Origin of the sequence: Brochothrix thermosphacta DSM 20171 = FSL F6-1036, assembly GCF_036884295.1 — a bacterium.
Classification (GTDB): domain Bacteria; phylum Bacillota; class Bacilli; order Lactobacillales; family Listeriaceae; genus Brochothrix; species Brochothrix thermosphacta.
In genome coordinates this window covers 919720-938592 of the sequence record NZ_CP145608.1, presented here as the reverse complement: position 1 = coordinate 938592, position 18873 = coordinate 919720, and the positions used below count along the sequence as shown (strand labels likewise).

Here is an 18873-nt window from a genome sequence, read left to right as displayed (position 1 = left end):
CTAATTTTTAAACACTTTTTTTAAATAGTTATTAAAATAACCACTTTTTTCAATATGTACCGCATGACCTGCATCTGGTACACCTTCGATTTCGAAGCTTGGCTGGTTGAGCCTCATCGCATTTGCGATGCTGACATATTTATTGTCCAATAGACCAACAATGCATGTAACAGGACAGTTAATGTCACTAAGTTTATCCCAGTAACTGGGTTGTGAACCTGTTCCCATGCCATACAACGATTCCTGCAAACCAACCACAGTATTATTTTCTCGCTGTTTGCGAAGGTGTTCTTTTACAGTCGTTGATAATATTCGTTGCGACTCAAACAGTGGAATCCCTTCCCAAAAATCAATAAAGGCTTCCAATCCATTTGTTTCCAACCGTTGAGCAAGTTTTTGATCACTGTGACGGCGTTCTGCCCGTTCTTCTGCTGTTGCCAACCCCGGAGAACTACTTTCAATAACAAGTCGTGTCACTTTTTCAGGGTATTCACAAGCTAATCCCAATGCCACTCTGCCACCCATTGAATAGCCAACAACATTAAAGTGTTCACTACCCAATTGAGTCATTATAGCGATGATATCAGCCAACTGTTCAGCATAATTACATTCTGTGGCAATAGTTTGACCATGCCCTGCTAAATCAAGTAAAACATGGCGAAAACCATCGATTGAAGTAGCGGTCTTTAAAAAGGTTTGTGAACTGCCAGTAAAACCATGTAACCATAATATTGTAGGTAATTCATCAGAACCTTCTATCAACAGATGATAGGAACGCGAACGTATCTTCACATTATAAGCTTTCATAACCAATCACTTCCTGTATATTATCCCACACACTGCGATGAGTGACTACATTTTCATAACGATTTGTTTTAATTTCAATAATATTTAAGCCTTTATCATGTGCAGATTGGTCTAAAGCGTCTTGGAATTCTTCCCAATCTGATATGCCATAGTAATTACCATCATACAATGAAGTTGCTTTCTCAATAGATATGTCCGTTGGTGTTCCAAATAGCTGCTCATAATGACGCGGACTGTCTGCTTGTGGTAAAAATGAAAAGATACCTCCACCATTATTATTAATAACAATTAAAGTCATGTTAAGTTGATTTGTACGTGACATCAATAAACCATTCATATCATGAAAGAATGTGACATCGCCGATTAAGGCATACATTGGTTGCTTAACAACACTCATTCCTAACGCAGTTGACACATTACCATCAATACCGTTAGCGCCTCTGTTGGCGTAGAGTTTAATGTGACGTTCTGTTTGTTGGAAGAACGTATCAATATCACGAATTGGCATACTATTTCCGATATATAAAGTCGCATTGTTCGGAAGATGTTGCTGTAATTCACTAATAACTTTCCCTTCATCCAAACCTTCAATTGTTTGTAAATACTTATTAACAGTAGCTTTACTTAAAGTATTTAATCGTTGCCATTGATCATACCATTCCGTATTGCGTTGTGTATAATCAACTGTCGTTAACAATTCTTCTACAAAAACGTGTTCTTCACAATGAATCATATCTGTCACTGCTTTAATTGGATCGCGCCAACTAGAGCCTGGGTCAACTACAAAATGACGGGCATCGTCTAAGGTATCAAGATATTGACTAAGGAATTTTGAAACCGGCATTGCTCCAAAACGGATAACCACATCTGCTTTCATCGCTTGTTTTACTCTATCGATACGTAAGAAACTATCGTATTGATCAATTACTTTAATATCATTTTTACCAAAAGAACGAATTTGCGATAACGGATCTGCTAAAACGGGGAAACCTAGTTGCAAGGATAGCTCAACCAATTTTTCTGCAAAACCTTCAGCTTTATCAAGATCACCAATGACAATCAAACCTTTTTTCCCATGACAAACTGCGATAATTTGGTTTAAAAGATCTTTTTCAACTGTTTCTTTTGTCAAATAGATATGTACATGATGACGCTTTTCTTCGCCACTAAAAGGCGAGGGGTCTAATATAGGCATCAATGGTTGTCTTAGTGGGAAATTAAGGTGAACTGGCCCACTAGGCGCCTTTAAAGCCAAATCTACAGCACGTGCTCCATGCCATTTGGCATATTGTAACATTTCTGGACGATCTTCTGGTAAAGCCATATCAACAAAATCTTTCACATGATGACCATACAAATGAATTTGATCAATTGTTTGTGGTGCACCTACACCGCGCAATTCGTGTGGGCGATCTGATGTTAATACAACCAATGGAATTTGAGAGAGGTTAGCTTCTACTACTGCTGGCATATAGTTAGCTGCTGCTGTGCCTGATGTGCAAAGCAATACAACGGGACGGTGTGACGCTTTAGCCAATCCCAATGCGAAAAAACCTGCTGAACGTTCATCAATATCCACATATATTTTTAAAGTCGGATGTTCTGCCATTAGCATTGCTAACGGCGTTGAACGTGAACCTGGACTGATCACTGCATCCTTGACTCCTGCTTGTACAAGCTCTTCAATAAAAGACGAAAGATAACGCGTCATTTCAATTTGATGCTGTGTCATTGTCTGTCCCTCCTAATAATCTTAACATTGGTTGAAATTTCATTGCTGTTTCATGCCATTCATTTTCAGGAACAGAATCCGCAACAATCCCACAACCCGCAAATAAGCGAGCTGTTTTTTCTTGTGCAGCTAATGAGCGAATACCTACTGCGAATTCGCCGTTTTCATTACTATCATACCAACCGATTGGTGCACCAAAAAAGCCTCGGATAAGCGGTTCTTCTTTTGCAATCCATTCCACTGTTTTCTTAGATGGAAAACCACCTAAAGCTGGGGTTGGATGCATTTGTTTCACCAATGTTAAAAAAGACATTCCACTATTTAATTCGGCCTTAATGGGTGTATATAGATGTTGAATATCACGATTGCTTAAAATTTGAGGCTGTGATGAGTAGTTTAAATCATGACAAAGACCTGCTAATTTATTAGTAATCATGCTCACAACAATTTCATGCTCATGTAGATTTTTAGGATCTGCCAATAATTCATCGGCGTACATTTGTCGCTGTTCTTCTGTTTTTCCTGCTGCAATTGACCCTGCGACACCTGCTGAATAGATTGATTGCCCTTCTTTATATAATAAACGCTCAGGTGATGCACCTAAAAAGCTAGTGCCTTGATAACGCAACAAATAACGGTAACAATTCGGTTGTTGTAAAAGTAAGGCTGCCATTAATTCACCAATGTGTAATGAACGATTAAACACAATTTCTTTTTGGCGTGCAAGGACGACTTTCGTAAATACACCTGCCTCAATATGTTCAATGCCCTTATTTAACATCTTATCCCAATCAGTGGGCGTAATCAAATCTTCAATCTTCTTAATTATTAAAGGTGTTCTTTCTTTTTCTGACGTTATATTTAAAGTCCTTGCTTGCGCATAACTGTTATTCAGTTTTTTTTCAATACTCATAAAAGTATCATCCGCTTGAACAATGCAATTAATTGTCAACGTATTTAGCTTCTCTTTGCGCATAAACATTAACTCAGGTAACAAAAACATCTGTTTTCCAAAAACACTCCAAATTGTTCCAGTTGTTTCTGCTTTATCATCAAAACTAAAACCACCAAAAAGTAATGGCAAACCACTATTTGCCTTATCTTGATCGCTTATTACTGCATCTTTTAGAAGCTGCGACCACTCTTGTTGTACCCCTGTTGCACTCATCATTTTTTCATTAAACACTGCCGCTGTCTTTATCCCTGTAAATTCTAATGAATCATCGGGTGTTTGCCAATAAAAAGCATCCTCTGTTTGAGGTAAATTAATTAACACCTTTGGAAAATTAATTTCTTCTATCGGAGTAATGATGCTCAATAACACTGCATTTTCAGTCTTTCTTGCTTGTTCAACTGCCTGTTTAATAGACTCTGTCACTTTATTTGCTAGTTTCATTAGATATATCGCCCCTATATAGATGCTCCATATAAAAAGAGAGAAACTATTCGAACGCATAAAACCAACGAATAGCTCTTTTTATATCAGCTTATGTTTACTCTGCCACACCAATTATAACAAAAAATATCACTGTATCATACTCTTACTTACTGTTATGGCAGTTTATAGTGTGTTATAGTTAAATTTGTATAATTACGCAATAAAGGAGAGGGTTTTTTTGAAACAAGGTCAGAGTTCTAAACTGGCTCGCATCACACAAAATAAATGGTGGAAATTATTACGTCCACATACGTTGGCTTCCAGCTATGTTCCTGTATTTGTTGGTTCTGCAGCAGCATTGCACTATTCAACCTTTAAGGTCTTACCATTTTTAGCAATGTTATTTGCAGCCTTTTTAATTCAAACAGGAACTAATCTATTTAATGAGTACTACGATTATAAACGTGGTCATGACGATGAAAATAAAGTAGGTCATGGTGGTGCTATCACAAAAGAGAAGATGTCTGCTAGCTTGATTCGCAATTTAGCCATTTTAAGCTTCCTAATCGCCCTTCTTCTAGGCGTCTATCTTTGTATCACTGTGAGTTGGTATCTCGCTGCTATCGGAGTAATTTCAATGATTGTCGGCTTTTTATATACCGGTGGTCCACTCCCAATTGCACATACACCCTTTGGTGAATTGATCGCTGGATTTTTCATGGGTGGTATTATTACTTACCTCAGCTTTTTTATTCAGACAGGCTACTTGAATAAAACAATTATTTTCCTTTCATTCCCGTTAATCGTTATGATTGGTAACATGTTGTTAGCAAACAGCTTACGTGATATTGAAGAAGATACTCGCAACGGACGACTCACTTTAGCAATCTTACTGGGTAGACGTTGGGCAACGGTATTTTATGCAGCTATGTGGTTATTCGCATTTGGATGGACTTGGTCATTAGTATTTACAATGAACCTTACACCATTCCTCTTTATTACACTTATTGCTGTACCACCAGCACTCATGTCTATCTATATCTTTTGGAAACAAAATGAAGTCATGAAGATGATTCCTGGAATGGCTACATGTTCTAAGGCAATCAAATATTACGGATTACTGACAGCACTCGCTTTAATCATTGGCTTAGCTTTTTAAATCAAACAGTTATTATATTAAAGAAGCACTTACGTCGGCAAATAGGCCCTCATAAGTGCTTCTTTTTTGGAGCTAATAATTTCACAAATTCCGAAATCGTTTTTTCTCTGTTTCAATAATTAATCGTATACAAAAAAAGAGGATAGAACTTAATCTATACTCCAAAAAGGTTCTTAATTTAATAGAATGGATTGGTACTCGCTTTCACTCCGCCCCATACTGTCCTCGTATGCGGAGAAATTCACTACGAGAAAAATAAAAAAAGATGCTAACTTTAAAAGTTAACATCTTTACTGTTATGACCCGTACGGGATTCGAACCCGTGATACCGCCGTGAAAGGGCGGTGTCTTAACCGCTTGACCAACGGGCCTAAATATAATACGGAGAAAGAGGGATTTGAACCCTCGCGCCGCTTTCGCGACCTACACCCTTAGCAGGGGCGCCTCTTCAGCCACTTGAGTATTTCCCCTAACTCCGCAAGTAGGGCTCGAACCTACGACAACACGATTAACAGTCGTGTGCTCTACCAACTGAGCTATTGCGGATAACAATGGGCCTAAATGGACTCGAACCATCGACCTCACGCTTATCAGGCGTGCGCTCTAACCAGCTGAGCTATAGGCCCTATTTTCTAACTTACTAAAGCGAGTGATCGGGATCGAACCGACGACAACAGCTTGGAAGGCTGTAGTTTTACCACTAAACTACACTCGCATATACAAAAGGCGGATGATGGGGATCGAACCCACGCATGCCTGAACCACAATCAGGTGTGTTAACCACTTCACCACAACCGCCATCATAAAATATGGCTCAGGACAGAGTCGAACTGCCGACACACGGAGCTTCAATCCGTTGCTCTACCAACTGAGCTACTGAGCCAAAAAAAAACGGTCTGGACGGGACTCGAACCCGCGACCTCCTGCGTGACAGGCAGGCATTCTAACCAGCTGAACTACCAGACCAAAAACTTGTTTGCAAGCTAACTTGCAATTGCGGGAGCTGGATTTGAACCAACGACCTTCGGGTTATGAGCCCGACGAGCTACCAGACTGCTCCATCCCGCGATAATATAAATAGTACTTGTTAATTTACTGTGTATCAACTGCTCGATTAAAACCTTCACAGTGATTCTCAGTTAAGGAGGATGAGGGATTCGAACCCCCGCGCGATTTTACTCGCCTGACGGTTTTCAAGACCGTTCCCTTCAGCCAGACTTGGGTAATCCTCCGAAATAAAAATGATGATAATGGACCTTGTAGGACTCGAACCTACGACCGGACGGTTATGAGCCGTCTGCTCTAACCAACTGAGCTAAAGGTCCTGCATTATAATAAAAAAATGGTAGCGGCAGAGGGAGTCGAACCCACGACCTTTCGGGTATGAACCGAATGCTCTAGCCAGCTGAGCTACACCGCCATATATAATATAATGAGTTTGCTTTTGTTGGTGGAGCCTAGCGGGATCGAACCGCTGACCTCCTGCGTGCAAGGCAGGCGCTCTCCCAGCTGAGCTAAGGCCCCATAAAAATGGGTAATTACTGGAATATTACGTTTGTATATGTATGTCTATACAATCGGGAAGACAGGATTCGAACCTGCGACCCCTTGGTCCCAAACCAAGTGCTCTACCAAGCTGAGCTACTTCCCGTGCTGTAAATGCGCCCAAGAGGAGTCGAACCTCTAACCGCTTGATTCGTAGTCAAGTACTCTATCCAATTGAGCTATGGGCGCTTTTTATTAGTCGTACTATGCCGAGGGCCGGAATCGAACCGGCACGGTGATCACTCACCGCAGGATTTTAAGTCCTGTGCGTCTGCCAGTTCCGCCACCCCGGCTTAAAAATTTTATTACAAGCGAAAGACGAGATTCGAACTCGCGACCCCCACCTTGGCAAGGTGATGTTCTACCACTGAACTACTTTCGCATATGAGCCGTGCTGGGCTCGAACCAGCGACCCTCTGATTAAAAGTCAGATGCTCTACCAACTGAGCTAACGGCTCTTGTTTTTCAACAAGCTGAATATTTATTTCTAGCAACATCTTCTAGGAAGATGTATGCCGACTGCAGGAGTCGAACCCGCGACCTACTGATTACAAATCAGTTGCTCTACCAACTGAGCTAAGTCGGCTTAACACGACAATAGTAAGTATAACACGTATGCTTTCATTGTCAATATTTTTTTACTGCTATGACCCGTACGGGATTCGAACCCGTGATACCGCCGTGAAAGGGCGGTGTCTTAACCGCTTGACCAACGGGCCTAAATATAATACGGAGAAAGAGGGATTTGAACCCTCGCGCCGCTTTCGCGACCTACACCCTTAGCAGGGGCGCCTCTTCAGCCACTTGAGTATTTCCCCTAACTCCGCAAGTAGGGCTCGAACCTACGACAACACGATTAACAGTCGTGTGCTCTACCAACTGAGCTATTGCGGATAACAATGGGCCTAAATGGACTCGAACCATCGACCTCACGCTTATCAGGCGTGCGCTCTAACCAGCTGAGCTATAGGCCCTATTTTCTAACTTACTAAAGCGAGTGATCGGGATCGAACCGACGACAACAGCTTGGAAGGCTGTAGTTTTACCACTAAACTACACTCGCATATACAAAAGGCGGATGATGGGGATCGAACCCACGCATGCCTGAACCACAATCAGGTGTGTTAACCACTTCACCACAACCGCCATCATAAAATATGGCTCAGGACAGAGTCGAACTGCCGACACACGGAGCTTCAATCCGTTGCTCTACCAACTGAGCTACTGAGCCAAAAAAAAACGGTCTGGACGGGACTCGAACCCGCGACCTCCTGCGTGACAGGCAGGCATTCTAACCAGCTGAACTACCAGACCAAAAACTTGTTTGCAAGCTAACTTGCAATTGCGGGAGCTGGATTTGAACCAACGACCTTCGGGTTATGAGCCCGACGAGCTACCAGACTGCTCCATCCCGCGATAATATAAATAGTACTTGTTAATTTACTGTGTATCAACTGCTCGATTAAAACCTTCACAGTGATTCTCAGTTAAGGAGGATGAGGGATTCGAACCCCCGCGCGATTTTACTCGCCTGACGGTTTTCAAGACCGTTCCCTTCAGCCAGACTTGGGTAATCCTCCGAAATAAAAATATTTGATTTTAACTTTTAACTAGTTTTGCTTACCTTACTCACTTATGTTTGTAAGTTACTGTTATCAACTGCTATAGTATAAACCATCACAGTGAGTTCAGTTAAGGAGGATGAGGGATTCGAACCCCCGCGCGATTTTACTCGCCTGACGGTTTTCAAGACCGTTCCCTTCAGCCAGACTTGGGTAATCCTCCGAAATAAAAATATTTGATTTTAACTTTTAACTAGTTTTGCTTACCTTACTCGCTTACGTTTGTAAGTTACTGTTATCAGCTGCTATAGTATAAAACCATCACAGTGAGTTCAGTTAAGGAGGATGAGGGATTCGAACCCCCGCGCGATTTTACTCGCCTGACGGTTTTCAAGACCGTTCCCTTCAGCCAGACTTGGGTAATCCTCCGAAATAAAAATATTAGATTACAACTCTTTACAGAGTCAAGACTACTTTGCTTACTTCGTTTACAAAGCACTGTTATTACCTGTTATAGTACAAAACCATCACAGTAATTTCAGTTAAGGAGGATGAGGGATTCGAACCCCCGCGCGATTTTACTCGCCTGACGGTTTTCAAGACCGTTCCCTTCAGCCAGACTTGGGTAATCCTCCAAGGTGAAAATATATAGCGGCAGAGGGAGTCGAACCCACGACCTTTCGGGTATGAACCGAATGCTCTAGCCAGCTGAGCTACACCGCCATGATGTTATTACTTAACTATTAATAAAAATTGGTGGAGCCTAGCGGGATCGAACCGCTGACCTCCTGCGTGCAAGGCAGGCGCTCTCCCAGCTGAGCTAAGGCCCCATAAAAATGGGTAATTACTGGAATATTACGTTTGTATATGTATGTCTATACAATCGGGAAGACAGGATTCGAACCTGCGACCCCTTGGTCCCAAACCAAGTGCTCTACCAAGCTGAGCTACTTCCCGTGCTGTAAATGCGCCCAAGAGGAGTCGAACCTCTAACCGCTTGATTCGTAGTCAAGTACTCTATCCAATTGAGCTATGGGCGCTTTTTATTAGTCGTACTATGCCGAGGGCCGGAATCGAACCGGCACGGTGATCACTCACCGCAGGATTTTAAGTCCTGTGCGTCTGCCAGTTCCGCCACCCCGGCTTAAAAATTTTATTACAAGCGAAAGACGAGATTCGAACTCGCGACCCCCACCTTGGCAAGGTGATGTTCTACCACTGAACTACTTTCGCATATGAGCCGTGCTGGGCTCGAACCAGCGACCCTCTGATTAAAAGTCAGATGCTCTACCAACTGAGCTAACGGCTCTTGTCATTTGTCAACAAGATTAATTATAACATTTCGATATGGTTTTGACAAGTATTTTTTGAATTTTTCCAAAAAATATATGCCGACTGCAGAAGTCGAATCCGCGACCTACTGATTACAAATCAGTTGCTCTACCAGCTGAGCTAAGTCGGCAAAAAAATGGTGGGGGATGACGGGCTCGAACCGCCGACCCTCTGCTTGTAAGGCAGATGCTCTCCCAGCTGAGCTAATCCCCCATTGCTTGGCAACGTCCTACTCTCACAGGGGGAGACCCCCAACTACCATCGGCGCTAAAGAGCTTAACTACTGTGTTCGGGATGGGAACAGGTGTATCCTCTTTGCTATCGTCACCAAACGTTTTTTTGAATTTTATCTAAGCTTCGTTTTTCGTTGTTGTCTTCTTCATCTCAATTGTCACATACCCTAAGTATGTTCCTCAATCGATTCATAAACGCCTAGAATAACTCGCTTTTACAAAATTCATATTAACAGATACATTACCTGTTAATTGCTTGGATAATATGAAATTATCAAGAGAATTTGCACTCTCAAAACTGAATACTTATTGATATAGAAAGAATTTGCGACAACCAATCGTCATTTTCGCTTTTTTAAAAATTAATAAGGTTAAGTCCTCGACCTATTAGTATTCGTCCGCTCCATACATTGCTGTACTTCCACTCCGAACCTATCAACCTGATCGTCTCTCAGGGGTCTTACTCACATAAAGTGATGGGAAATCTCATCTCGAGGGGGGCTTCACGCTTAGATGCTTTCAGCGTTTATCCCTTCCACACATAGCTACCCAGCGATGCTCCTGGCGGAACAACTGGTACACCAGCGGTGTGTCCATCCCGGTCCTCTCGTACTAAGGACAGCTCCTCTCAAATTTCCTGCGCCCGCGACGGATAGGGACCGAACTGTCTCACGACGTTCTGAACCCAGCTCGCGTACCGCTTTAATGGGCGAACAGCCCAACCCTTGGGACCGACTACAGCCCCAGGATGCGATGAGCCGACATCGAGGTGCCAAACCTCCCCGTCGATGTGGACTCTTGGGGGAGATAAGCCTGTTATCCCCGGGGTAGCTTTTATCCGTTGAGCGATGGCCCTTCCATGCGGAACCACCGGATCACTAAGCCCGACTTTCGTCCCTGTTCGACTTGTAGGTCTCACAGTCAAGCTCCCTTGTGCCTTTACACTCTGCGAATGATTTCCAACCATTCTGAGGGAACCTTTGGGCGCCTCCGTTACTCTTTAGGAGGCGACCGCCCCAGTCAAACTGCCCATCTGACACTGTCTCCCACCCCGATAAGGGGTGCGGGTTAGAATGGTCATGTCACAAGGGTAGTATCCCACCAACGCCTCCTCCGAAGCTAGCGCTCCGGAATCTAAGGCTCCTACCTATCCTGTACAAGTGACACAAACATTCAATATCAGATTGCAGTAAAGCTCCACGGGGTCTTTCCGTCCTGTCGCGGGTAACCTGCATCTTCACAGGTACTATAATTTCACCGAGTCTCTTGTTGAGACAGTGCCCAAATCGTTACACCTTTCGTGCGGGTCGGAACTTACCCGACAAGGAATTTCGCTACCTTAGGACCGTTATAGTTACGGCCGCCGTTTACTGGGGCTTCAATTCGCACCTTCGCTTGCGCTAAGCACTCCTCTTAACCTTCCAGCACCGGGCAGGTGTCAGCCCATATACGTCATCTTACGATTTTGCATAGACCTGTGTTTTTGGTAAACAGTCGCTTGGGCCTATTCACTGCGGCTCTCTCAGGCTTTCACCTTAATAGAGCACCCCTTCTCCCGAAGTTACGGGGTCATTTTGCCGAGTTCCTTAACAAGAGTTCTCTCGCTCACCTTAGGATTCTCTCCTCATCTACCTGTGTCGGATTGCGGTACGGGCAGTCATTAACTAACTAGAGGCTTTTCTTGGCAGTGTGGAATCAGAACCTACGGCACTAGGTGCCACCACATCACAACTCAGCTTACACGGAAAGCGGATTTGCCTACTTCCCTGCCTAATTGCTTGTACATGCATATCCATCAGCATGCGTTCGTATCCTCCTGCGTCCCCCCATCGCTCAAACATTAATGACTGGTACAGAAATATCAATCTGTTGTCCATCGCCTACGCCTATCGGCCTCAGCTTAGGTCCCGACTAACCCTGGGCGGACGAGCCTTCCCCAGGAAACCTTAGATATTCGGTGGACGGGATTCTCACCCGTCTTTCGCTACTCATACCGGCATTCTCACTTCTAAGCACTCCACCAGTCCTCTCGGTCTGACTTCACTGTCCTTAGAACGCTCTCCTACCACGGACATCTTAGATGTCCATCCACAGTTTCGGTAATACGTTTAGCCCCGGTACATTTTCGGCGCGGTGTCACTCGACTAGTGAGCTATTACGCACTCTTTAAATGGTGGCTGCTTCTGAGCCAACATCCTAGTTGTCTAAGCAATACTACATCCTTTTCCACTTAACGTATATTTAGGGACCTTAACTGGTGGTCTGGGCTGTTTCCCTCTCGACAATGGATCTTATCACTCACTGTCTGACTCCCGAGTATAAGTCGATGGCATTCGGAGTTTATCTGAATTCAGTAACCCTAGATGGGCCCCTAGTTCAAACAGTGCTCTACCTCCATGACTCTCAACCTCGAGGCTAGCCCTAAAGCTATTTCGGAGAGAACCAGCTATCTCCAGGTTCGATTGGAATTTCTCCGCTACCCACACCTCATCCCCGCAATTTTCAACTTACGTGGGTTCGGACCTCCAGTAAGTTTTACCTTACCTTCATCCTGGACATGGGTAGATCACCTGGTTTCGGGTCTACGCCTACTAACTAATTCGCCCTATTCAGACTCGCTTTCGCTGCGGCTCCGTCTTATCAACTTAACCTTGCTAGTAAACGTAACTCGCCGGTTCATTCTACAAAAGGCACGCTATCACCCATTAACGGGCTTTAACTACTTGTAGGCACACGGTTTCAGGAACTATTTCACTCCCCTTCCGGGGTTCTTTTCACCTTTCCCTCACGGTACTGGTACACTATCGGTCACTAGGGAGTATTTAGCCTTACGGGATGGTCCCCGTGGATTCCGACGGGATTTCTCGTGTCCCGCCGTACTCAGGATCCACTCTGGAGAGAAACGCTTTTCGTTTACGGGACTGTTACCCTCTTTGGTTAACCTTTCCAGGTTACTCAACTAAACGTTTCTTTTGTAACTCCGTGTAGAGTGTCCTACAACCCCAAAGAGCAAGCTCTTTGGTTTGGGCTGTTTCCGTTTCGCTCGCCGCTACTTAGGAAATCGATTTTTCTTTCTCTTCCTGCAGGTAATAAGATGTTTCAGTTCCCTGCGTCTGCCGTCAACAACCTATGTATTCAGTTGAAGACACTATGCGATCAAGCATAGTAGGTTTCCCCATTCGGAAATCTCTGGATCAAAGCTTACGTACAGCTCCCCAAAGCATATCGGTGTTAGTCCCGTCCTTCATCGGCTCCTAGTGCCAAGGCATTCACCGTGCGCCCTTTCTAACTTAACCTTCAGACTTACTTCTTTTCCTATCTCTCTTTGTCAGAATTGCGCGCTCTCAGACATGTACCGAAGTACAATTACTTACGAGTGCTCGTTCTTCCTCGATTGATAAAAAAACAACTTCGTCTTTACCTTGCCTCCGAAGAGGCAAAGTTCGACATGATGAACACATGTCTGGTTGATCGTGCGATACGATCTGATGATTATAAATCACCTAAAATGAGTCTCGGTTGTTACTTGGTCTTTCTATTTAATATCAATTAGTATTCAGTTTTCAAAGAACAAATTTTTATAGAGAAGATTGACTTCTCAAAACTAAATGAACGCTAGACATATCATATATATTTTAAAGTGAGTGATGACGTTTGTCATACTAGGTATCAACAATACTCATAAGAAAGCGTACTTTACGTACGTGTCTGAGAGTGTGCATTGATAACGGTGTATGCGAGCGTTTCTCATCATTTTAAAACAATTAATTTGTAACATTATCACATCCGAAGATGTGTTCCTATTCCTTAGAAAGGAGGTGATCCAGCCGCACCTTCCGATACGGCTACCTTGTTACGACTTCACCCCAATTATCTATCCCACCTTAGACGGCTAGCTCCCGAAGGTTACCAAACCGGCTTTGGGTGTTACAAACTCTCGTGGTGTGACGGGCGGTGTGTACAAGGCCCGGGAACGTATTCACCGTAGCATGCTGATCTACGATTACTAGCGATTCCGGCTTCATGCAGGCGAGTTGCAGCCTGCAATCCGAACTGAGAATAATTTTATGGGATTGGCTCCACCTCGCGGCTTCGCGACCCTTTGTATTATCCATTGTAGCACGTGTGTAGCCCAGGTCATAAGGGGCATGATGATTTGACGTCATCCCCACCTTCCTCCGGCTTACACCGGCAGTCACTTTAGAGTGCCCAACTAAATGCTGGCAACTAAAATCAAGGGTTGCGCTCGTTGCGGGACTTAACCCAACATCTCACGACACGAGCTGACGACAACCATGCACCACCTGTCACTTTGTCCCCGAAGGGAAAGTTCTGTCTCCAGAATGGTCAAAGGATGTCAAGACCTGGTAAGGTTCTTCGCGTTGCTTCGAATTAAACCACATGCTCCACCGCTTGTGCGGGCCCCCGTCAATTCCTTTGAGTTTCAACCTTGCGGTCGTACTCCCCAGGCGGAGTGCTTAATGCGTTAACTGCAGCACTAAGGGGCGGAAACCCCCTAACACTTAGCACTCATCGTTTACGGCGTGGACTACCAGGGTATCTAATCCTGTTTGCTCCCCACGCTTTCGCGCCTCAGCGTCAGTAACAGACCAGAGAGCCGCCTTCGCCACTGGTGTTCCTCCAAATATCTACGCATTTCACCGCTACACTTGGAATTCCACTCTCCTCTTCTGTCCTCAAGTCTCCCAGTTTCCAATGACCCTCCCCGGTTGAGCCGGGGGCTTTCACATCAGACTTAAGAGACCGCCTGCGCGCGCTTTACGCCCAATAATTCCGGACAACGCTTGCCACCTACGTATTACCGCGGCTGCTGGCACGTAGTTAGCCGTGGCTTTCTGGTTAGATACCGTCAAGGGGTGAACAGTTACTCTCACCCATGTTCTTCTCTAACAACAGAGCTTTACGACCCGAAGGCCTTCTTCGCTCACGCGGCGTTGCTCGGTCAGACTTTCGTCCATTGCCGAAGATTCCCTACTGCTGCCTCCCGTAGGAGTTTGGGCCGTGTCTCAGTCCCAATGTGGCCGATCACCCTCTCAGGTCGGCTATGGATCGTCGCCTTGGTAAGCCATTACCTTACCAACTAGCTAATCCAGCGCGGGTCCATCTCACAGTGACAGCCGAAACCGTCTTTCACTTGAACATCTTATGATGTTCAGCACATTCGGTATTAGCATCGATTTCTCGATGTTATCCCCAGCTGTGAGGCAGGTTACCCACGTGTTACTCACCCGTCCGCCACTAACTTCAAAAGAGCAAGCTCTTTATCCGTTCGTTCGACTTGCATGTATTAGGCACGCCGCCAGCGTTCGTCCTGAGCCAGGATCAAACTCTCGTTAAAAAGTGATAGTGTTTAAACCATCAAATGATCCTTAACTAGTTCGCTAGCTAAAAATTTGTTACTTGTTTGCGTTACGAAATTAATTGGTTAAACTCCGAAGAGTTTAAGCATATAATATGTCTTTTCGTTCATTCAGTTTTCAAAGGTCAATCGTTATCAAGCTCTCGCTGACAACTACTTAATAATAACACGCCATGTTTCTTAAGTCAACATTTTTTTATTTATAAAAAATGTTTCTTCAAGGAAACTTATTTAAGACTTACTAATAATAACACTATATGAACCTGTGTGTCAATTGTTTTTTAAAGACTTATTAGTAATTTACTAAAATAACTTTTCATGCATTTACAAACAGTATCTTAACAACATTTACAAAGTTTTTTGCATTCATGCAATTCTTTTTCAAACGTTGTTTTAACAAGAACATTCTTTATATTATCAAATCATCTTACCGCCGTCAATAACTTTATTACTTTTTAACCTTTTTTCTTACACTCTTCGCAAATACCATAAACTTCCAGACGATGGCTCGCTATTTCAAAACCTGTCACATGTGACGCTAAACTTTCAACTTCTTCTAACCCAGGATATGAAAAATCAACAATCTTACCACACTTATTACAAATTGCATGATAATGATCGTGCGTTGTAAAATCAAAACGGCTTGATGAATCTCCGTATGATAATTCTTTCACAATATTTGCATCTTTAAAAACATGCAAATTATTATAGACAGTTGCTACACTCATATTTGGGAAATCTCGCCCTAAAGCTTTATATATTTCATCTGCAGTAGGATGCGAGTGTGAGTTGATTATAAATTCAAGCACCGCTCGACGTTGGGGCGTTATACGTACACCTGCATGTTTTAAAATATCGATTGCACTGTCTAGATGATTATCGTTATGAACATGAGTATGCTCCATTATTAACCACCCTTTCAATTGCTATTTATACATTATCTCTATAATACTGTTAAAAAGACCTTCGTGTCAATAATTCTTCTTTAACTCCATAAGCTTTTATACTTTAAATGATAGACATTCAAATACAGCTTTTCACATTAAAATAAAAAAAGATGCCAACACTTAGTGTTTGGCATCTTTTTCTACGTCATTGTTTGGATGAATCGAACGGTATTTATTATAGTACCAAAAATCGATGTAGTCATCTGAAAAAGGACCTTTTTTATCGAGTACCCATTCTGTCAGAATTCCAAGCTGTTGTTTCAGGATAAGATCAATTTCAGCAGGATAGTGCATCGAACGTTTACGGGCCTCGTATTCATCTTCATCTAATAAATGAAAACTCCCATTTGGGAACACTTTAATATCAAGATCATAATCGATATACTTCAGCGCTTCATTATCAATGAGATAAGGAGAACCAATATTGCAATAATGATGAACACCATCCGCCCGAATCATTGAGATAACATTAAACCAGTGTTCTTTATGGAAATAAGAAATCGCCGGTTCTCTCGTTACCCACTTTCTGCCGTCAGACTCTATAACAAGCGTTCTATCATTTCCGCCTATTAGTAATTGATCAGTCGCCTTTAAAACAGTCGTTTTTTTCCAGGTACGATGGAGCTTACCGTCGTGTTTATAACTTTGAATCTTAATGACGTCCCCTTCATTTGGAAGACACATTGTTATAACCTACTTTCTGGAATCTCTCATGACTGATACATAAGAAGCCTCACACTCCTTTTCTTGAATAAAAGGAAGAGAAGGAAATTCGGCAAGCTCTGCATTGCTCATGGTTTATTCGTGGCTGTTTTTGGACAGTTGTTTGCAATACGCTTTTATTTATTGTTACAACTAATTTCATAATATAGTATACCATAACCCCTTATTATATATAAAGTCCTACCTATGTTTTTATGAAACTGGCAACGATCGTCCACCATCAATAAGAATAGTTTGTCCACAAATCATCTTCGCTTTATCCGACACAAGAAAATCAACGGCATCAACTAAATCATCCGCTTGTACCATACGACCCATTGGAGTGCGTTTTTTAGCATCTTCTAGCAACTCTTCACGATTCGGAAAATGATCTAACGCTTCCGTTTCAACAAGCCCACCGGAAACCGCATTAACACGTATACCTTTTGGCGCAAGCTCAACTCCCAAATAACGCGTCAATGACTCTACTGCTGCTTTTGATACTCCCACAGTTGTGTAATTTTCTAACACACGCATTGATCCTAATGAACTTAGGCTTACAATCGATCCACCTGTTTCATTAGCTTCCATCATTTTAGCCGCTTCTTGTGCTGCAAATAAAAGCGATTTGGCATTGATTGACATTGTCCAATCCCAGTGTTTTTCTGTAAGTTCCATTACAGGTTTCAAAACACCACTTGCAGCGTTGTTAACAAATATATCTAAACGTCCAAATTCTGATAACACCGTCGCAAACATTTCTTTGATTTTTTCAACATCTCCAACATTAGCTTTGACGATTAAGCACTTTTGTCCTAATGCCTCTATTTCAGCTTGGACCTCCTCTGCTTTCTTACGATTACGGTTAAAGTTAACAACAATATCATAACCTTGACCAGCTAATCTCAATGCAATCAAACGTCCTATCCCTCTACTACTTCCTGTTACTAGCGCTACTTTATTCATCTATAACTCACTCCTTGTTTTTAAGTATAATTGCCAAACTTTTTGATAGGGTACTGGAAACGGTAATACTTTCATCTCTTCTAACGTAACTAAACGATAACCCTCTATTAAATCTGCTTCATCCATTACTCCTGTGATTATTTCTACATCCCATTTCAAATGTGAAAAAACATGTTTCACTTTACCTAAGGATTGATTGTTTAGATATAGAGGCATCGATACACCCGCCTGATAACTTTCAACCAAATCTTCAACTGGTTTTTCTTCTTCTATAGAAGGGAACATCCATAAATTAGCCAATAGTCCCTCAGAGGGGCGTTGCTGTACTAAAAAACGCCCATCATTACTTTGGATAATTGCTGTAACTAAATATTTTTGTTTCGTTTTTAACTTTTTAGATTTGAACGGATACTTTTCAATATCGTTTTCAGCATAGGCACGACAGTATTTTTGCACTGGACACATATCACACTTAGGGTTCTTTGGCGTACATATCGTAGCACCCAAATCCATTAATGCCTGATTAAATGCACCTGGTTTATCCTGAGAAATCGTTTGATTGACTGCTTGCTCGAACACTTTACGTGTCTTTGCCTTAGATATATCATCATCAATGCGCATTAATCGTGAATAAACACGGTAAACGTTGCCGTCAACTGCAGCTTCAGGTTGATTGTAGGCAATGCTTAATATTGCGCCAGCAGTATATGGACCGACACCTTTCAAAGATAAAATAGCCTCTTTAGATTGAGGAACTACCCCATCATAAGCTTCTGTTACTTCGCGTATTGCCGTTTGCAAATTCCGAACGCGGGAATAGTATCCTAAACCTTCCCAAGCTTTTAAAATTTGTTCTTCTGGTGCATAAGCAAAGTCTTTCATTGTTGGAAATAATGACATGAAACGTTCGAAATAAGGAATCACTGTATCCACTTGTGTTTGCTGTAACATAATCTCAGATACCCAAACCCTATACGCTTCAGTATTTTCACGCCAGGGTAACTCTCTTTTTTCACGTTCATACCACTCGACAAGTACTTCTGAAAACTGCTCTTTTTCTATTTCACTCCATTTTGCCATCAAAATCTTAGAGACTCCTTTTTGATACATCAGCCATAACGCTGTATAAT

8 protein-coding genes, 41 tRNA genes and 3 rRNA genes are annotated in these 18873 nt (G+C 42.7%); 1 reads left to right on the top strand and 51 read right to left on the bottom strand.

Annotated elements, in window-relative coordinates; translation table 11 throughout:
* Genes menH through V6S17_RS04890 form a run of 3 tightly spaced genes read right to left on the bottom strand, consistent with a single transcriptional unit; the run spans nucleotide 1 to nucleotide 3935 of the window.
* Nucleotides 1–807 carry a 2-succinyl-6-hydroxy-2,4-cyclohexadiene-1-carboxylate synthase gene (gene menH, locus V6S17_RS04900; protein WP_051457257.1) on the bottom strand — a complete coding sequence of 269 codons (807 nt, stop codon included), beginning with the start codon at nucleotides 805–807 and terminating at the stop codon, nucleotides 1–3.
* The gene (gene menD, locus V6S17_RS04895) at nucleotides 794–2539 is read right to left on the bottom strand and encodes a 2-succinyl-5-enolpyruvyl-6-hydroxy-3-cyclohexene-1-carboxylic-acid synthase (RefSeq protein WP_029092637.1); all 1746 of its coding nucleotides are present in this window, start codon (nucleotides 2537–2539) and stop codon (nucleotides 794–796) included. Before menD ends, menH begins: the two co-directional genes overlap by 14 nt.
* Nucleotides 2520–3935: an isochorismate synthase gene (locus V6S17_RS04890; RefSeq protein ID WP_029092638.1), complete on the bottom strand. Its 1416-nt coding sequence runs from the start codon at nucleotides 3933–3935 to the stop codon at nucleotides 2520–2522. Before V6S17_RS04890 ends, menD begins: the two co-directional genes overlap by 20 nt.
* 220 nt (nucleotides 3936–4155) lie before the next feature.
* Here V6S17_RS04890 and V6S17_RS04885 point away from each other — a divergent pair, with 220 nt between their 5' ends.
* Nucleotides 4156–5076 (top strand): 1,4-dihydroxy-2-naphthoate polyprenyltransferase, encoded by a 921-nt coding sequence (locus V6S17_RS04885; protein ID WP_051457255.1) that lies wholly within the window; start codon nucleotides 4156–4158, stop codon nucleotides 5074–5076.
* Nucleotides 5077–5375: 299 nt separating this feature from the next.
* On the opposite strand, the gene V6S17_RS04880 is transcribed toward V6S17_RS04885, so the two are convergent.
* From V6S17_RS04880 to mutY, 48 genes are all read right to left on the bottom strand, one after another.
* A tRNA-Glu gene (locus V6S17_RS04880) sits at nucleotides 5376–5447 on the bottom strand.
* 11 nt (nucleotides 5448–5458) lie between these two features.
* Nucleotides 5459–5546, bottom strand: a tRNA-Ser gene (locus V6S17_RS04875).
* Between the two features lie 3 nt (nucleotides 5547–5549).
* A tRNA-Asn gene (locus V6S17_RS04870) sits at nucleotides 5550–5622 on the bottom strand.
* Nucleotides 5623–5628: 6 nt separating this feature from the next.
* Nucleotides 5629–5702 (bottom strand) — tRNA-Ile (locus tag V6S17_RS04865).
* An 18-nt stretch (nucleotides 5703–5720) separates the two neighbouring features.
* A tRNA-Gly gene (locus tag V6S17_RS04860) sits at nucleotides 5721–5791 on the bottom strand.
* Nucleotides 5792–5801: 10 nt separating this feature from the next.
* Nucleotides 5802–5874: transfer RNA gene (locus tag V6S17_RS04855), tRNA-His, on the bottom strand.
* A 12-nt stretch (nucleotides 5875–5886) separates the two neighbouring features.
* Nucleotides 5887–5959 (bottom strand) — tRNA-Phe (locus V6S17_RS04850).
* 9 nt (nucleotides 5960–5968) lie between these two features.
* Nucleotides 5969–6042, bottom strand: a tRNA-Asp gene (locus tag V6S17_RS04845).
* Between the two features lie 28 nt (nucleotides 6043–6070).
* Nucleotides 6071–6144, bottom strand: a tRNA-Met gene (locus V6S17_RS04840).
* A 74-nt stretch (nucleotides 6145–6218) separates the two neighbouring features.
* Nucleotides 6219–6308 (bottom strand) — tRNA-Ser (locus V6S17_RS04835).
* 19 nt (nucleotides 6309–6327) lie between these two features.
* Nucleotides 6328–6401 (bottom strand) — tRNA-Ile (locus tag V6S17_RS04830).
* An 18-nt stretch (nucleotides 6402–6419) separates the two neighbouring features.
* Nucleotides 6420–6496: transfer RNA gene (locus tag V6S17_RS04825), tRNA-Met, on the bottom strand.
* 28 nt (nucleotides 6497–6524) lie between these two features.
* Nucleotides 6525–6600, bottom strand: a tRNA-Ala gene (locus V6S17_RS04820).
* Between the two features lie 53 nt (nucleotides 6601–6653).
* A tRNA-Pro gene (locus V6S17_RS04815) sits at nucleotides 6654–6727 on the bottom strand.
* Nucleotides 6728–6736: 9 nt separating this feature from the next.
* Nucleotides 6737–6810, bottom strand: a tRNA-Arg gene (locus V6S17_RS04810).
* Between the two features lie 18 nt (nucleotides 6811–6828).
* Nucleotides 6829–6914, bottom strand: a tRNA-Leu gene (locus tag V6S17_RS04805).
* Between the two features lie 17 nt (nucleotides 6915–6931).
* Nucleotides 6932–7003: transfer RNA gene (locus V6S17_RS04800), tRNA-Gly, on the bottom strand.
* 3 nt (nucleotides 7004–7006) lie between these two features.
* Nucleotides 7007–7079 (bottom strand) — tRNA-Lys (locus tag V6S17_RS04795).
* A 55-nt stretch (nucleotides 7080–7134) separates the two neighbouring features.
* Nucleotides 7135–7207: transfer RNA gene (locus tag V6S17_RS04790), tRNA-Thr, on the bottom strand.
* Nucleotides 7208–7268: 61 nt separating this feature from the next.
* A tRNA-Glu gene (locus V6S17_RS04785) sits at nucleotides 7269–7340 on the bottom strand.
* Between the two features lie 11 nt (nucleotides 7341–7351).
* A tRNA-Ser gene (locus V6S17_RS04780) sits at nucleotides 7352–7439 on the bottom strand.
* A 3-nt stretch (nucleotides 7440–7442) separates the two neighbouring features.
* A tRNA-Asn gene (locus tag V6S17_RS04775) sits at nucleotides 7443–7515 on the bottom strand.
* A gap of 6 nt (nucleotides 7516–7521) precedes the next feature.
* A tRNA-Ile gene (locus tag V6S17_RS04770) sits at nucleotides 7522–7595 on the bottom strand.
* Between the two features lie 18 nt (nucleotides 7596–7613).
* A tRNA-Gly gene (locus V6S17_RS04765) sits at nucleotides 7614–7684 on the bottom strand.
* A gap of 10 nt (nucleotides 7685–7694) precedes the next feature.
* Nucleotides 7695–7767, bottom strand: a tRNA-His gene (locus V6S17_RS04760).
* Nucleotides 7768–7779: 12 nt separating this feature from the next.
* Nucleotides 7780–7852, bottom strand: a tRNA-Phe gene (locus V6S17_RS04755).
* A gap of 9 nt (nucleotides 7853–7861) precedes the next feature.
* A tRNA-Asp gene (locus V6S17_RS04750) sits at nucleotides 7862–7935 on the bottom strand.
* A gap of 28 nt (nucleotides 7936–7963) precedes the next feature.
* Nucleotides 7964–8037: transfer RNA gene (locus V6S17_RS04745), tRNA-Met, on the bottom strand.
* Between the two features lie 74 nt (nucleotides 8038–8111).
* Nucleotides 8112–8201 (bottom strand) — tRNA-Ser (locus tag V6S17_RS04740).
* 115 nt (nucleotides 8202–8316) lie between these two features.
* Nucleotides 8317–8406 (bottom strand) — tRNA-Ser (locus V6S17_RS04735).
* Nucleotides 8407–8522: 116 nt separating this feature from the next.
* Nucleotides 8523–8612 (bottom strand) — tRNA-Ser (locus tag V6S17_RS04730).
* Nucleotides 8613–8728: 116 nt separating this feature from the next.
* Nucleotides 8729–8818, bottom strand: a tRNA-Ser gene (locus tag V6S17_RS04725).
* A gap of 14 nt (nucleotides 8819–8832) precedes the next feature.
* Nucleotides 8833–8906: transfer RNA gene (locus tag V6S17_RS04720), tRNA-Met, on the bottom strand.
* A gap of 31 nt (nucleotides 8907–8937) precedes the next feature.
* A tRNA-Ala gene (locus tag V6S17_RS04715) sits at nucleotides 8938–9013 on the bottom strand.
* Between the two features lie 53 nt (nucleotides 9014–9066).
* Nucleotides 9067–9140, bottom strand: a tRNA-Pro gene (locus tag V6S17_RS04710).
* A 9-nt stretch (nucleotides 9141–9149) separates the two neighbouring features.
* Nucleotides 9150–9223: transfer RNA gene (locus tag V6S17_RS04705), tRNA-Arg, on the bottom strand.
* An 18-nt stretch (nucleotides 9224–9241) separates the two neighbouring features.
* A tRNA-Leu gene (locus V6S17_RS04700) sits at nucleotides 9242–9327 on the bottom strand.
* 17 nt (nucleotides 9328–9344) lie between these two features.
* Nucleotides 9345–9416: transfer RNA gene (locus tag V6S17_RS04695), tRNA-Gly, on the bottom strand.
* A gap of 3 nt (nucleotides 9417–9419) precedes the next feature.
* Nucleotides 9420–9492: transfer RNA gene (locus V6S17_RS04690), tRNA-Lys, on the bottom strand.
* Nucleotides 9493–9572: 80 nt separating this feature from the next.
* Nucleotides 9573–9645: transfer RNA gene (locus V6S17_RS04685), tRNA-Thr, on the bottom strand.
* A gap of 7 nt (nucleotides 9646–9652) precedes the next feature.
* Nucleotides 9653–9728 (bottom strand) — tRNA-Val (locus tag V6S17_RS04680).
* 3 nt (nucleotides 9729–9731) lie between these two features.
* Nucleotides 9732–9847: ribosomal RNA gene (gene rrf / locus V6S17_RS04675) — 5S ribosomal RNA — on the bottom strand.
* 268 nt (nucleotides 9848–10115) lie between these two features.
* Nucleotides 10116–13044: ribosomal RNA gene (locus tag V6S17_RS04670) — 23S ribosomal RNA — on the bottom strand.
* 515 nt (nucleotides 13045–13559) lie between these two features.
* Nucleotides 13560–15107 (bottom strand): 16S ribosomal RNA (locus V6S17_RS04665).
* The 16S, 23S and 5S rRNA genes sit together here with 41 tRNA genes alongside, the layout of an rRNA operon.
* Before the next feature lie 476 nt (nucleotides 15108–15583).
* A complete protein-coding gene (perR, locus tag V6S17_RS04660) occupies nucleotides 15584–16033 on the bottom strand; it encodes a peroxide-responsive transcriptional repressor PerR (RefSeq protein ID WP_036027813.1) in 450 nt (149 codons plus the stop codon).
* 162 nt (nucleotides 16034–16195) lie between these two features.
* Complete coding sequence (locus V6S17_RS04655; protein ID WP_051457446.1) at nucleotides 16196–16759, bottom strand: nucleoside tri-diphosphate phosphatase; 564 nt, start codon at nucleotides 16757–16759, stop codon at nucleotides 16196–16198.
* A gap of 231 nt (nucleotides 16760–16990) precedes the next feature.
* Nucleotides 16991–17743 (bottom strand): enoyl-[acyl-carrier-protein] reductase FabL, encoded by a 753-nt coding sequence (fabL, locus tag V6S17_RS04650; protein WP_029092661.1) that lies wholly within the window; start codon nucleotides 17741–17743, stop codon nucleotides 16991–16993.
* Nucleotides 17744–18823, bottom strand: a complete 1080-nt coding sequence (mutY, locus tag V6S17_RS04645; RefSeq protein WP_029092660.1) for an A/G-specific adenine glycosylase — start codon at nucleotides 18821–18823, stop codon at nucleotides 17744–17746.
* Nucleotides 18824–18873 lie beyond the last annotated feature (50 nt).

Coding starts and splice junctions, on each gene's coding strand:
- mutY (WP_029092660.1), bottom strand. CDS start 18,823: ATGGCAAAATGGAGTGAAATAGAAAAAGAGCAGTTTTCAGAAGTACTT.
- V6S17_RS04890 (WP_029092638.1), bottom strand. CDS start 3,935: ATGAAACTAGCAAATAAAGTGACAGAGTCTATTAAACAGGCAGTTGAA.
- fabL (WP_029092661.1), bottom strand. CDS start 17,743: ATGAATAAAGTAGCGCTAGTAACAGGAAGTAGTAGAGGGATAGGACGT.
- perR (WP_036027813.1), bottom strand. CDS start 16,033: ATGGAGCATACTCATGTTCATAACGATAATCATCTAGACAGTGCAATC.
- V6S17_RS04655 (WP_051457446.1), bottom strand. CDS start 16,759: ATGTGTCTTCCAAATGAAGGGGACGTCATTAAGATTCAAAGTTATAAA.
- menH (WP_051457257.1), bottom strand. CDS start 807: ATGAAAGCTTATAATGTGAAGATACGTTCGCGTTCCTATCATCTGTTG.
- menD (WP_029092637.1), bottom strand. CDS start 2,539: ATGACACAGCATCAAATTGAAATGACGCGTTATCTTTCGTCTTTTATT.